We start from the raw sequence: 13,564 nt of genomic DNA on the forward strand, positions 1-13,564 counted from the left end.
AGCGCTCTTACCGGGCCGAAGCGAGTTGAGTGAAGGCGGTGCCGAGCCATTGCTGCACGCCATGCATGGTCGCCGAGGAAGTGTCCAGGATCGGCTGCGGGTAAATACCCAGCAGAACCAGCAACACGGCCAGGCCCAGCACCATGATCATTTCCCGTCCGTCCATGCCTTTGTAGACCGCATCGGTCTTGGCAGGACCGAAGTAGGCGCGGTGGATCATGATCAGCGAGTAGACCGAACCGAACACCAGACCGGAGGTGGCAATCGCCGTGATCCATGGCGCACTGACGAAGCTGCCGATCAGGATCAGGAACTCGCCGACGAAGTTGCCGGTGCCCGGCAGACCCAGAGAAGCGGCCGCAAAGAACAGGCTGATGGCTGGCAGATAAGCGATCTTGTTCCACAAGCCGCCCATCTCACGCATGTCACGGGTGTGCAGACGCTCGTACAGCTGGCCGCTGAGGATGAACAGCGCCGCGGCTGACAGACCGTGTGCCAGCATCTGAACCACGACACCCTGCAGCGCCTGCTGGCTGCCGGAGTAGATACCGATCAGCACGAAGCCCATGTGCGAGACGCTGGAGAACGCGATCAGACGCTTGATGTCGGTCTGGGCGAAGGCCAGGAAGGCACCGTAGAAGATCCCGATCAGGCCCAGGATCATCGCGATCGGGGCGAATTCCGCCGATGCGTTCGGGAACAGCGGCAGGGCGAAACGCAGCAGACCATACGCAGCGGTCTTGAGCAGAATACCCGCCAGATCCACCGAACCTGCGGTCGGCGCCTGGGCGTGAGCGTCAGGCAGCCAGGAGTGCAACGGCACGATCGGCAGCTTCACCGCGAATGCGATGAAGAAGCCCAGCATCAGGATGTACTCGGTGCCATTGGACAGCTTGGTCTTCAGCAGGTCGGCGTAGCTGAACGTGATCACGCCGGTCTGGTTGAAGTTAACCAGCACCAGACCCAGGATCGCCACCAGCATGATCAGACCACTGGCCTGAGTGAAGATGAAGAACTTGGTCGCGGCATAGATGCGGGTCTTCTTGCCGTCTGCCGAACTGTGACCCCAGAGCGCGATGAGGAAGTACATCGGCACCAGCATCATTTCCCAGAAGAAGAAGAACATGAACAGGTCGATGGCCAGGAACACGCCAACGACGCCGCCCAGGATCCACATCAGGTTCAGGTGGAAGAAGCCGACGTTACGCTGGATCTCTTTCCACGAGCAGAGTACCGAGAGGATACCCAGCAGGCCGGTCAGCAGGATCATCAGCAGCGACAGACCGTCGAGCGCCAGATGCACGCTGATGCCGAAGCGCTGGATCCACTGGGCCTTGAATTCGACCGCCCAGGTCGGATCGACGCCGGGAGCCGGTGCGTAGCTATACGTACCGGTGCTCCACAGCCACAGACCCAATGCGGTCAGGAGGGACATCGTAACCAGCGCAATCCAGCGCGGCAGGGTAGGGCCGAAGCGCTCACCTTGCCAGCACAGCAGGCCGCCGATAAAGGGGATCAGGATTAGCCAAGGCAGAATCATGACGGGCTCAATTCCTTTCGCAAAGTCGCAAGGTTCATGTCAGATCGACTCATCAGACCAGCACAATCGCGCCGAGTACCAGTACGGCACCTGCAGCGATCGAAGCGGCGTACCAGCGGAGCTGACCGGTTTCAGTACGGCTCATCAAGCCGTTACCGGCTTTGACCAGACGCGGGATCAGGCCGATTGTGTGGTCGAGCGGATCGCCACGCAGAATGCGGCTGATAGCCAGGTACGGTTTGACGAACAGCACGTCGTAAACCCAGTCGAAGCCCCATGCCGCAAACCACCAGGCAGACAGGAAACGGCCCGGTCCGCTGTTGGCGATGGCAGTGACCAGACGACGCTTGCCGAGGAACAGCAGCGCTGCCAGCAGGATCCCGGCCAGGGCGATGGCGCCCGAGGCGATTTCCAGGCTGTGCTTGGCTTCGCCGCCCGCATGACCCGCGCTTTCCGGCAGTACGCCGGCCAGTGGCGGATGAATCCAGGCGCCGATGAAAGTCGACAGCACGATCAGCACGCTCAGCGGCAACCAGTGGGAGATCCCGTGGCCGGCGTGAGCTTCGGTCTTCGCTTCGCCGTGGAAGGCGATGAAGATCAGGCGGAAGGTGTACAGCGAGGTCATGAAGGCACCGACCAGACCTGCGTACAGCAGATACTGATGGCCGCTGGCGAAGGCTTCCCAGAGAATTTCATCTTTGGAGTAGAAGCCCGCAGTGACCAGAGGCAATGCCGCCAGGGCCGCGCCGCCGACGATGAAGCTGGCGTAGGCCAGTGGCAGTTTTTTCCACAGGCCGCCCATCTTGAAGATGTTCTGCTCGTGGTGGCAGGCAACGATGACCGCGCCCGAAGCAAGGAACAACAGGGCCTTGAAGAACGCGTGCGTCATCAGGTGGAAGATCGCGCCTTCCCAGGCGCCCACACCCAGCGCCAGGAACATGTAGCCGATCTGGCTCATGGTCGAGTAGGCGAGGATACGTTTGATGTCGGTCTGAACCAGTGCCGCGAAACCGGCCAGCACCAGGGTCACACCGCCAACGATGCCGACCAGGTGCAGGATGTCCGGCGCCAGGGCGAATAGACCATGGGTACGGGCGATCAGGTAGACGCCGGCGGTCACCATGGTTGCCGCGTGGATCAGTGCGGAAACCGGGGTAGGACCGGCCATCGCATCCGCCAGCCAGGTCTGCAGCGGCAGTTGCGCGGATTTACCGACAGCGCCGCCCAGCAGCATCAGGGTCGCCAGCACGATCCAGAAATCGCCGACCTTGAAGTGCTGCGGTGCACGGACCAGCAGCTCCTGAATGTTCAGCGTGCCCAGTTGCTGGAACAGGATGAACAGGCCGATGGCCATGAACACGTCGCCGATGCGGGTGACGATGAAGGCTTTCAGTGCCGCGTTGCCGTTGTTGCGGTTGCTGTAATAGAAACCGATCAACAGGTACGAGCACAGGCCCACGCCTTCCCAACCGAAGTAGATGAACAGCAGGTTGTCGCCCAGGATCAGGAACAACATGCTGGCAATGAACAGGTTGGTGTAGGCGAAGAAGCGCGAGTAGCCGTCTTCACCGCGCATGTACCAGGACGCGAACAAGTGGATCAGGAAGCCCACGCCGACCACGACGCCCAGCATGGTGATGGACAGGCCATCCACATACAGCGCGAAGTTGGGGTCGAAGCCGTCCACCGACATCCATTGCCACAGCACCATCGTCAGGTGGCCGCCTTCAGGCGGTGCGACGTTGAACTGGAAGATCACGTAGGCGGCGACGATGGCCGACAGACCAATGGAGCCGACGCCTACCAGGGCCGAGAGGTTTTCCGACCATTTGCCGCGAGAGAACGACAGCAGCAGGAAACCGATCAGGGGGAATACGAAAGTCAGAAAGAGTAGGTTCATCCGCGCATCTCGCTGGCAGCGTCGATATCGAGAGTGTGGAAGCGGCGATACAGTTGCAGCAGGATCGCCAGGCCGATACTGGCCTCGGCTGCGGCAAGGCTGATCACCAGAATGAACATGATCTGCCCGTCAGGCTGCGCCCAGCGGCTGCCCGCCACGACGAAAGCCAGCGCGGACGCGTTCATCATCACTTCCAGGCTCATCAACACGAACAGAATGTTGCGGCGTACCAACAGGCCCGCCAGGCCGAGGCAGAACAGGATGCCGGCTACTGCCAGCCCGTGTTCCAGAGGAATTTGTGCATGCATGGGATTACTCCTTCGCCTCGTTGCGGCCGACATGGAACGCCGTCACCGCTGCCGCGAGCAGCAGCATCGAGGCGAGTTCGACAACCAGCAGGTAAGGACCGAACAGGCTGATGCCGACCGCCTTGGCGTCCACGGTGGTATGACCGATACCGGCACCGGTGGAGTTGGCGAACAGCACGTACAGCAGCTCTGCCAGCAGCAGGCCGCCCAGCAGGATCGGGCCCAGCCAGATACCGGGTTTGAGCCAGGCGCGTTCTTGCTGAACCGAGGCCGGGCCCAGGTTCAGCATCATCACCACGAACACGAAAAGCACCATGATGGCGCCGGCGTAGGCGATCACTTCCAGCGCACCGGCGAACGGCGCGCCGAGGCTGAAAAAGGTCATGGCCACGGCAATCAGCGAAATGATCAGGTAGAGCAGGGCGTGCACCGGGTTCGTGTTGGTGATCACCCGCAGGGTGGCCACAACAGCGATGCCGGATGCGAAATAGAAAGCGAATTCCATCTTTCTTCCTTAAGGCAGCAAGCTCTTGACGTTGATGGGCTCGGCTTCGTTTTGGGCAGAGCCTTTAGGCTTGCCAGCGATCGCCATCCCCGCAACGCGGTAGAAGTTGTAGTCAGGGTTCTTGCCGGGGCCGGAGATCAGCAGATCTTCTTTCTCGTACACCAGATCCTGACGTTTGAACTCGGCCATTTCGAAATCCGGCGTGAGCTGGATCGCGGTGGTCGGGCAGGCTTCTTCACAGAGACCGCAGAAGATGCAACGCGAGAAGTTGATGCGGAAGAAGTCCGGGTACCACCGGCCGTCTTCGGTCTCCGCTTTCTGCAGCGAGATGCAGCCGACCGGGCAGGCCACGGCGCACAGGTTGCAGGCCACGCAGCGCTCTTCGCCATCGGGGTCGCGAGTCAGGACGATGCGGCCGCGGTAGCGAGGCGGGAGGTAAACCGCTTCTTCCGGATATTGCAGGGTGTCGCGCTTACGGAAGCCATGGCCGAAGACCATGATCAGGCTGCGCAGCTGGGTACCCGTACCCTTAACGATGTCGCCGATATATTTGAACATGGGTCAAATCCTCACTGAGCCGCCAAGACGACCGCAGCGGTCACTAGCAAATTGATCAGGGTCAGTGGCAGGCAGAACTTCCAGCTGAAATCCATCACCTGGTCATAACGCGGACGCGGAATGGAAGCGCGCAGCAGGATGAACAGCATGATGAAGAACGCGGTTTTCAGGACGAACCACATGAACGACAGTTGCGGCAGGATGTTGAACGGGCCGTGCCAGCCACCGAAGAACAGGGTCACCAGCAGCGCCGAGATCAGGATGATGCCGATGTACTCACCGACGAAGAACATGCCCCACTTCATGCCGGCGTATTCAATGTGGTAACCGTCGGCCAGTTCCTGTTCCGCTTCCGGCTGGTCGAACGGGTGACGGTGAGTCACGGCGACGCCAGCGATGAAGAAGGTACAGAAGCCGAAGAACTGCGGAATGATGAACCACAGATGATCGGCCTGGTACTGAACGATGTCGCCCATGTTGAACGAGCCGACCTGAACGATGATGCCCATCAGGGACAGGCCCAGGAACACTTCGTACGAGACGGTCTGCGCCGAGGCCCGCAAGCTGCCGAGCAGCGCGTACTTGTTGTTCGACGACCAGCCGGCGAACAGCACGGCGTAGACCGAAAGACCGGCCATGGCGAAGAAGAACAGCAGGCCGATGTTCAGGTCCGCGACGACCCAGGTCTGGGTGACCGGGATGATCGAGAACGAGATCAGCAGCGCGCTCATGGCCACGACTGGCGCCAAGGTGAAGATCATCTTGTCGACGAAGGGAGGGTTCCAGTCTTCCTTGAAGAACATCTTCAGCATGTCGGCGGCAATCTGGAACATACCGAACGGACCGACGCGGTTGGGACCGTAACGGTCCTGCCACCAGCCCAGCAGGCGACGCTCGACGAAGCTGAGCAGGGCGCCGCAGACCACCACGGCCAGCAGCACCACGATGGCCTTGATGACGGCGATGATCGAGTCGATCACCTCAGGGGTAAACCATGTGGTCATTGTGCTGCCTCCTGCAGACCTTCAACGGTTTTCCCGGCCAGTGCCGGAGGAATGCCCGCCAGACCCGATGGCAGCGCCACCAGACCGGCGCCCAGTTCTTCATTGATGCGCAGTGGCAGACGCAGGGTCTGGCCGGCAACGTTGAGGCTGAGCATGGCACCGTCGTTGACGCCCAGGCGGTCCGCTTCGGACTTGGCCAGTGCGACGTAGGCAGCCGGAATACGTTCCTGAACCGGCGCGGCTTTGGACGAGTTCTCGTCGCTGCCGAACAGGTGGTAGAACGGCACGACCTGCCAGGTCCCTTGAGCAGGGGAGAATGCGCGCGGCACGCTGGCGAACCAGCTCAGGTTGTCGCCGCTGCTTTCGATCAGGCGCACGCCCGGATCGCCCGCACGCAGATGACCACCGACTTCGTCCTGGAACTTGTTCCAGGCCTGTGGCGAGTTCCAGCCCGGCGACCAGGCGAATGGCACCTGAGAGCGAGGCTCTGCCGAGCCCGAATAGCCTTCCATCGAGAACGAGAACGCGGTGTCCTTGTCTTGCGAGGTGCGCGGTTCATGCACGCTGATGTTGGCGCGCATGGCGGTACGGCCACTGTAGCGCAGCGGTTCACGGGCCAGTTTCAGACCCTTGATGCGGAACGCAGCGGACGGTGCGGCACCGACGATGCCGGCCAGTTGCGCGTTGCTCGCAGCACAGGCTTCGGTGACGTGGTCCAGTTGAGTCCAGTCGACCGGCTTGTTCAGCAGGGTTGCGCGCAGGGCATGCAACCAGCGCCAGCCTTCATGGATCTGGATGCTGGCGTCCAGGTAAGTCGGATCGTAGACCTGGAAGAAGCGCTGAGCGCGGCCTTCCTGGCTGACCAGCGTGCCGTCGCCTTCCGCGAAGCTGGCGGCCGGCAGCACGAGGTGCGCACGATCGGTGGTCGCGGTCTTCTGGTGATCGGCAACGATCACCACTTTCGCGGCCTTCAACGCAGCCTCGACCGTCGCGGCATCGACGCGGGTGAACAGATCGTTCTCCAGCACGACGATGGCGTCGGCCTTGCCCGAGATCACCGCTTGCAGCGCGTCATCGACCGAATCGCCACCGAACAGGGTCAGGCCCATGCTGTTGGCTTCCGGCACGACCAGGCTGAGAGAGCCGTTCTTGTCGCGCAGCTTCAGGGCCTTGGCGATGTTCGCGGCCGCTTCGATCAGCGCGTCTGAACCCAGCGAGGCACCGGAGACGATCAGCGGACGCTTGGCTTCGAGCAGGGCAGTGGCGATGCGCTGAGCGAGTTCCAGCGCTTCGCTGTCCAGACCCACGACCGCCGGTGCGCTCGGGTCGATAGCATGCGCCACGGCAAAACCGATGCGCGCCAGGTCGTCAGGGGCGGCATGCACGCATTCCTCGGCGATGTCGTCCAGACGGGTTTCAGCCAGACTGGCGATGAACAGCGGGTTCATCTCGTGCTGACCGATGTTTTTCACCGCAGCGTCGAGCCATGGCTGGACTTTCATCGCGGCGGCCATGTCTTCGGCCTTGTTCTTCACCAGCTGACGCAGGCCGAGGGCCATGCGCGCTGCCGTCTGAGTCACGTCTTCGCCAAGGATGAACACGGCATCGTGCTCTTCGACTTCGCGCAGGGTCGGGATGGGCAGCGGGCTGTCCTTCAGGACCTGGGCGATCAGGCGCAGACGCGCAAGCTCACCGGCTTCGATGCCCGAGTAGAAATGCTCGGCACCGACCAGTTCGCGCAGGGCGAAGTTGCTTTCGAGGCTGGCGCGAGGCGACCCGATGCCGACGATGTTGCGACCGCGCAGCATGTCGGCGGCCTTGTCCAGCGCAGCGTCCAGGCTCAGTTTGACGTTGCCTTCGGCCAGCAGCGGCTGACGCGGACGGTCCTTGCGATTGACGTAGCCGTAGCCGAACCGGCCGCGGTCACAGAGGAAATACTGGTTCACCGAACCGTTGTAGCGGTTCTCGATACGGCGGATTTCGCCATAGCGTTCGCCCGGGCTGATGTTGCAGCCGCTGGAGCAGCCGTGGCAGATGCTCGGCGAGAACTGCATGTCCCACTTACGGTTGTAACGCTCGGAGTGCGTCTTGTCGGTGAATACACCGGTCGGGCAGACCTCGGTGAGGTTGCCGGAGAACTCGCTTTCCAGCGTGCCGTCTTCGACGCGACCGAAGTACACGTTGTCGTGGGCGCCGAAGACGCCGAGGTCGGTGCCACCGGCGTAGTCTTTATAGAAGCGCACACAGCGATAGCAGGCGATGCAGCGGTTCATCTCATGCGCGATGAACGGCCCCAGCTCCTGATTCTGGTGGGTGCGCTTGGTGAAGCGATACCGGCGCTCGTTGTGGCCGGTCATCACGGTCATGTCCTGCAGATGGCAGTGACCGCCTTCCTCGCAGACCGGGCAGTCGTGAGGGTGGTTGGTCATCAGCCATTCGACGACGCTGGCGCGGAACGCCTTGGATTCTTCGTCGTCGATGGAAATCCAGGTGTTGTCAGTGGCAGGCGTCATGCAGGACATGACGATACGACCACGGGTGTCGTTCTCGTCGGTGTACTGCTTGACCGCGCACTGGCGACAGGCGCCAACGCTGCCAAGGGCTGGATGCCAGCAGAAATAAGGGATGTCGAGCCCCAGCGACAGACAGGCCTGTAACAGGTTGTCTGCGCCATCGACTTCGAGCGCTTTGCCGTCTACGTGGATAGTAGCCATGGTTCAAAGTTCTTCGTTGGCCCGGTGTCAGCGGGCGTGGCTAATGGAATCTCGGTGCTGCTCCGATTCAGTCAGCCCGGTGGGCGCAATCGGAGCGAAGGTCAGGGGCCTTGCGGGCCACTGACCGGTCTGTCTTTTTATGCGCCCGCGATCGTCGGGCTCTTGACCTGATTGAGGTCGCCAGCCCGTGCAGGTGCGATGCCTGCTTCAAATTCCGGACGGAAGTATTTGATCGCGCTGCCCAGAGGTTCCACGGCGCCCGGTGCGTGAGCGCAGAACGTCTTGCCTGGGCCTAGGAAGTTGACCAGCCCCAGCAGCGTCTCGATATCGCCCGGTTGACCCTGGCCTTTTTCGAGGGCGCGCAGCATTTTCACGCTCCATGGCAGACCGTCGCGGCAAGGCGTGCAGAAACCGCACGACTCCTGAGCGAAGAACTCTTCCATGTTGCGCAGCAGCGAAACCATGTTGACCTTGTCGTCCACCGCCATCGCAAGGCCTGTACCCATCCGGGTGCCGACCTTGGCCACGCCGCCAGCATAGAACTGGCAATCGAGGTGTTCAGGCAGAAGGAAACCGGTACCGGCGCCGCCTGGCTGCCAGCATTTGAGCTTGTAGCCGTCGCGCATGCCGCCTGCGTAGTCTTCGAACAGCTCGCGCGCGGGCAGGCCGAATGGCAGCTCCCAGATGCCCGGGTTCTTCACCTTGCCGGAGAAGCCCATCAGCTTGGTGCCATGGTCTTCGCTGCCTTCGCGGGCGAGCGACTTGTACCAGTCGTTGCCGTTGTTGACGATGGCCGGGACGTTGCACAGGGTTTCGACGTTGTTCACGCAGGTCGGCTTGCCCCACACGCCGACGGCGGCAGGGAAGGGCGGCTTGGAGCGTGGGTTGGCGCGGCGGCCTTCCAGGGAGTTGATCAGTGCGGTCTCTTCACCGCAGATGTAACGCCCGGCGCCGGTGTGGACGAACAGCTCGAAGTCGAAGCCGGTGCCCAGGATGTTCTTGCCCAACAGACCCGCGGCCTTGGCTTCGGCCACGGCGCGATTCAGATGTTTGGCGGCGGTGACGTACTCGCCACGCAGGAAGATGTAGCCGCGGTAGGCCTTCAGCGCGCGGGCGCTGATGAGCATGCCTTCCACCAGCAGATGGGGCAGTTGCTCCATCAGCATGCGGTCTTTCCAGGTGTTCGGTTCCATCTCGTCCGCGTTGCACAGCAGGTAGCGGATGTTCAGGGATTCGTCTTTGGGCATCAGGCCCCACTTCACACCCGTGGGAAAGCCTGCGCCGCCACGGCCCTTGAGGCCGGAATCCTTGACCGACTGAACGATTTCGTCAGGCGATTGCTGGGCGAACGCTTTGCGGGCAGCGGCATAGCCGTCTTTGGCCACGTACTCGTCGAACCACACCGGCTCGCCGTCGTCGCGCAGACGCCAGGTCAGCGGGTGAGTTTCCGGCGTACGGGTAATCAGGTTGGCCGGGCCGAAGGAAGTGATGGTCATACGTAACCCTCCAGCAGCTGGGCAACGCCCGCCGGCTGCAGATTGCCGAAAGTATCGTCGTCGATCATGACCGCCGGTGCCTTGTCACAGTTGCCCAGGCAGCAGGCCGGCAGCAGCGTGAAACGGCCGTCGGCAGTGGTCTGGCCCAGGCCGATGCCCAGCTTGCTCTGGATTTCGCCGACGATGTCTTCGTGACCGGCGATGAAACAGACCATGCTGTTGCAGACACGGATGATGTGACGGCCAACCGGTTGACGGAAGATCTGGCTATAGAACGTGGCAACGCCTTCAACGTCACTGGCCGGGATGCCCAGCACTTCGCCGATCGCATAGATGGCGCCGTCCGGCACCCAGCCGCGTTCTTTCTGAACGATCTTCAGGGCTTCGATGGACGCCGCGCGCGGGTCCTCGTAGTGATGCATTTCGTGCTCGATGGCCGAGCGCTCGGATTCGCTCAGGGCGAAACGGTCTGTCTGGATAAGCGTGCTGTTCATGCTTAGCGGTCCACGTCGGCCATAACGAAGTCGATACTACCCAGGTACGCGATCAAGTCCGCGACCATGCTGCCTTTGATCACCGAAGGGATCTGCTGCAGGTGCGGGTAGCTTGGGGTGCGAATCCGGGTACGGTAGCTCATGGTGCCGCCGTCGCTCGTCAGGTAATAACTGTTGATGCCCTTGGTCGCTTCGATCATCTGGAAGGATTCGTTGGCCGGCATGACCGGACCCCACGAAACCTGCAGGAAGTGCGTGATCAAGGTTTCGATGTGCTGCAGCGTGCGCTCTTTGGGCGGCGGCGTGGTCAGCGGGTGATCCGCCTTGTACGGGCCTTCCGGCATGTTGCGCAGGCACTGGTCGATGATCCTGATGCTCTGGCGCATCTCTTCGACGCGGACCATGCAGCGATCATAGGCATCACCGTTGTGCGCCAGCGGCACCTCGAATTCGAAGTTCTCGTAACCGGAGTAAGGGCGTGCCTTGCGCAGGTCGAAGTCGCAGCCGGTCGAGCGCAGGCCGGCACCGGTGACGCCCCATTCCAGCGCTTCTTTGGTGTTGTAGGCGGCAACGCCGATGGTGCGACCTTTGAGGATGCTGTTCTGCAGCGCAGCCTTGGTGTATTCGTCCAGGCGCTTGGGCAGCCATTCGACGAAGTCCTTGACCAGTTTGTCCCAGCCGCGGGGCAAGTCGTGTGCGACCCCACCGATGCGGTACCAGGCCGGGTGCAGGCGGAAACCGGTAATCGCTTCGATCACCGTGTAGGCTTTCTGCCGGTCGGTGAAGGTGAAAAACACCGGCGTCATCGCGCCCACGTCCTGAATGTAGGTCCCCAGGAACAGCAGGTGGCTGGTGATGCGGAAGAACTCGGCCATCATGATGCGGATGACGTCGACCTTCTCGGGCACCTTGATGCCGGCCAGCTTCTCGACCGAAAGCACGTACGGCAGGTTGTTCATCACCCCGCCCAGGTAATCGATACGGTCGGTGTACGGAATGAAGCTGTGCCAGGACTGACGCTCGGCCATCTTCTCGGCACCACGGTGGTGGTAGCCGATGTCCGGAACGCAATCGACGATCTCTTCACCGTCCAGCTGCAGCACGATACGGAACGCACCGTGGGCCGATGGGTGGTTCGGGCCCAGGTTGAGGAACATGTAGTCCTCGTTGGTACCGGAACGCTTCATGCCCCAGTCTTCCGGACGGAAACGCGCGGCTTCTTCTTCCAGTTGCTGCTTGGCCAGCGTCAGGCTGTACGGGTCGAATTCGGTGGCGCGGGCAGGGTAGTCCTTGCGCAGCGGGTGACCTTCCCAGGTCGGCGGCATCATGATGCGGCTCAGGTGCGGGTGACCCGGGAAATCGATCCCGAACATGTCCCACACTTCACGCTCGTACCAGTTGGCGTTCGGCCAGATGCTGGTGACGGTCGGCACGCTGAGGTCGCCCTCGGACAGCGCGACCTTGATCATCACGTCACTGTTACGTTCCACCGACAGCAGGTGGTAGAACACGGTGAAGTCGGCGTCCGGCAAGCCACGGCGCTTGGTACGCAGGCGTTCGTCAACGCCGTGCAGGTCGTACAGCATCGAGTACGGCTTTGGCACATTGCGCAGGAACGTCAGGATTTCGAACAGTCTTGCGCGCGCCACCCACAGCACCGGCATGCCAGTGACGGTGGACTGGGCGGTGAATGCCTCGGCGCCAAAACGGTTGTGTAGTTCAACGACGACATCTTGGTCGTCAGCCTTGTAAGGCGGGATGTACAGAGCGGTGTCTGCAGTCATAGGTCTCGATCGCTATCGGTCAACGTACAGAATGAACCCAGGTTCAGGCTTCTTTTTGTAAAAGAAAACCTGGATCAGACTTCGTCGGGGCTGCGCAGGTTTGTGACCTGAATACGCTGTTCGCGGCGCTGTTCCTTCTGCGACGGCATCTCGGCGCGGTACACGCCTTGGTCGCCGACGACCCAGGAAAGAGGGCGACGCTCCTGGCCAATGGATTCCTGCAGCAGCATCAGGCCTTGCAGAAATGCCTCTGGACGGGGCGGACAGCCGGGCACATAGACATCCACAGGCAGGAACTTGTCCACGCCCTGCACAACAGAATAGATGTCGTACATGCCACCGGAGTTGGCGCACGAACCCATGGAAATGACCCATTTAGGCTCGAGCATTTGCTCGTAGAGACGCTGGATGATCGGCGCCATCTTGATGAAGCAGGTACCGGCAATAACCATGAAATCCGCCTGACGCGGCGATGCCCGTATCACTTCGGCGCCGAAGCGCGCGATGTCGTGGGGCGCCGTGAAGGCGGTGGTCATTTCCACGTAGCAGCAGGACAGACCGAAGTTGTACGGCCAAAGGGAGTTTTTGCGACCCCAGTTGACGGCACCGCTCAGCACGTCCTCGAGCTTGCCCATGAAGATGTTTTTGTGGACTTGATCTTCTAACGGATCGGAAACGGTTTCCCGTTCGCCGATGGGGTACTGCTCGTTAGGAGCATCCGGGTCGATCCTGGTGAGATTGTATTGCATTGCCAAAGCCTCATTGTTTTAGCTTCGCCTGCCGGTTACGACGACCAACGGGAGCCCAATCGAGCGCCCCTACCCGCCATAGGTAGACAAGACCTGCCAACAGAATTGCTATGAAAACGAGAGCTTCGGCGAAGCCGGTCCAGCCACTTTCGCGGACGGACACAGACCAGGCGTACAGAAAGAGGGCTTCGATATCGAAAATCACGAACAGCATCGCGACCAGATAGAATTTTGCGGAGAGCCGCAGGCGGGCGCCGCCTGTAGGCAGCATGCCGGATTCGAACGGCTCGTTCTTGCTTCGGCCCCAGGCTTTGGAACCCAGCAGGCTAGAGAGACCGAGCATGAAGGCACAGAGGCCGATGACGCCCAAAAGGAAAATGGCGAAGCCCCAGTTGTGGGCAATCAAACCTGTCGATTCGGGCATGCTGGCAGTCCTTAACAGAGAGCAAAGGTCTCTGAGCTTGAAAAGAAGTAGAAGCAGTGACGATATGTCGCAGTGCGATCAATTCCGG

Annotated in this window: 12 protein-coding genes; all 12 read right to left on the reverse strand. The window is 61.3% G+C overall.

Annotation, left to right across the window (positions count from 1 at the left end):
* Nucleotides 1-7 precede the first annotated feature (7 nt).
* Nucleotides 8-1,540 carry an NADH-quinone oxidoreductase subunit M gene (gene nuoM, locus AAGQ88_RS08225; RefSeq protein ID WP_342654951.1) on the reverse strand — a complete coding sequence of 511 codons (1,533 nt, stop codon included), beginning with the start codon at nt 1,538-1,540 and terminating at the stop codon, nt 8-10.
* A 52-nt stretch (nt 1,541-1,592) separates the two neighbouring features.
* A complete protein-coding gene (gene nuoL / locus AAGQ88_RS08230) occupies nt 1,593-3,440 on the reverse strand; it encodes an NADH-quinone oxidoreductase subunit L (protein ID WP_093466792.1) in 1,848 nt (615 codons plus the stop codon).
* Nucleotides 3,437-3,748, reverse strand: a complete 312-nt coding sequence (nuoK, locus tag AAGQ88_RS08235; RefSeq protein WP_093466794.1) for an NADH-quinone oxidoreductase subunit NuoK — start codon at nt 3,746-3,748, stop codon at nt 3,437-3,439. The genes nuoL and nuoK overlap by 4 nt, the downstream gene beginning before the upstream one ends.
* A 4-nt stretch (nt 3,749-3,752) precedes the next feature.
* Nucleotides 3,753-4,253 (reverse strand): NADH-quinone oxidoreductase subunit J, encoded by a 501-nt coding sequence (nuoJ, locus tag AAGQ88_RS08240; RefSeq protein ID WP_062380728.1) that lies wholly within the window; start codon nt 4,251-4,253, stop codon nt 3,753-3,755.
* 9 nt (nt 4,254-4,262) lie between these two features.
* Nucleotides 4,263-4,811: an NADH-quinone oxidoreductase subunit NuoI gene (nuoI, locus tag AAGQ88_RS08245; protein WP_042559871.1), complete on the reverse strand. Its 549-nt coding sequence runs from the start codon at nt 4,809-4,811 to the stop codon at nt 4,263-4,265.
* Nucleotides 4,812-4,822: 11 nt separating this feature from the next.
* Nucleotides 4,823-5,815, reverse strand: coding sequence for an NADH-quinone oxidoreductase subunit NuoH (gene nuoH, locus AAGQ88_RS08250; protein ID WP_093466798.1), 993 nt, complete (start codon nt 5,813-5,815; stop codon nt 4,823-4,825).
* Complete coding sequence (gene nuoG / locus AAGQ88_RS08255) at nt 5,812-8,529, reverse strand: NADH-quinone oxidoreductase subunit NuoG (protein WP_093466800.1); 2,718 nt, start codon at nt 8,527-8,529, stop codon at nt 5,812-5,814. The genes nuoH and nuoG overlap by 4 nt, the downstream gene beginning before the upstream one ends.
* Nucleotides 8,530-8,666: 137 nt before the next feature.
* On the reverse strand, nt 8,667-10,025 hold the full coding sequence (nuoF, locus tag AAGQ88_RS08260; RefSeq protein WP_342654952.1) for an NADH-quinone oxidoreductase subunit NuoF: 1,359 nt from the start codon (nt 10,023-10,025) through the stop codon (nt 8,667-8,669).
* On the reverse strand, nt 10,022-10,519 hold the full coding sequence (gene nuoE, locus AAGQ88_RS08265; protein WP_093466804.1) for an NADH-quinone oxidoreductase subunit NuoE: 498 nt from the start codon (nt 10,517-10,519) through the stop codon (nt 10,022-10,024). The genes nuoF and nuoE overlap by 4 nt, the downstream gene beginning before the upstream one ends.
* 2 nt (nt 10,520-10,521) lie before the next feature.
* On the reverse strand, nt 10,522-12,303 hold the full coding sequence (gene nuoC, locus AAGQ88_RS08270) for an NADH-quinone oxidoreductase subunit C/D (RefSeq protein ID WP_342654953.1): 1,782 nt from the start codon (nt 12,301-12,303) through the stop codon (nt 10,522-10,524).
* Between the two features lie 74 nt (nt 12,304-12,377).
* Nucleotides 12,378-13,052: an NADH-quinone oxidoreductase subunit B gene (locus AAGQ88_RS08275; protein WP_007929186.1), complete on the reverse strand. Its 675-nt coding sequence runs from the start codon at nt 13,050-13,052 to the stop codon at nt 12,378-12,380.
* 10 nt (nt 13,053-13,062) lie between these two features.
* Nucleotides 13,063-13,476, reverse strand: a complete 414-nt coding sequence (locus tag AAGQ88_RS08280) for an NADH-quinone oxidoreductase subunit A (protein ID WP_062380742.1) — start codon at nt 13,474-13,476, stop codon at nt 13,063-13,065.
* Nucleotides 13,477-13,564: the final 88 nt, after the last annotated feature.

Origin of the sequence: Pseudomonas sp. F3-2, from assembly GCF_038804275.1 — a bacterium.
In the GTDB taxonomy this organism is placed as follows: domain Bacteria; phylum Pseudomonadota; class Gammaproteobacteria; order Pseudomonadales; family Pseudomonadaceae; genus Aquipseudomonas.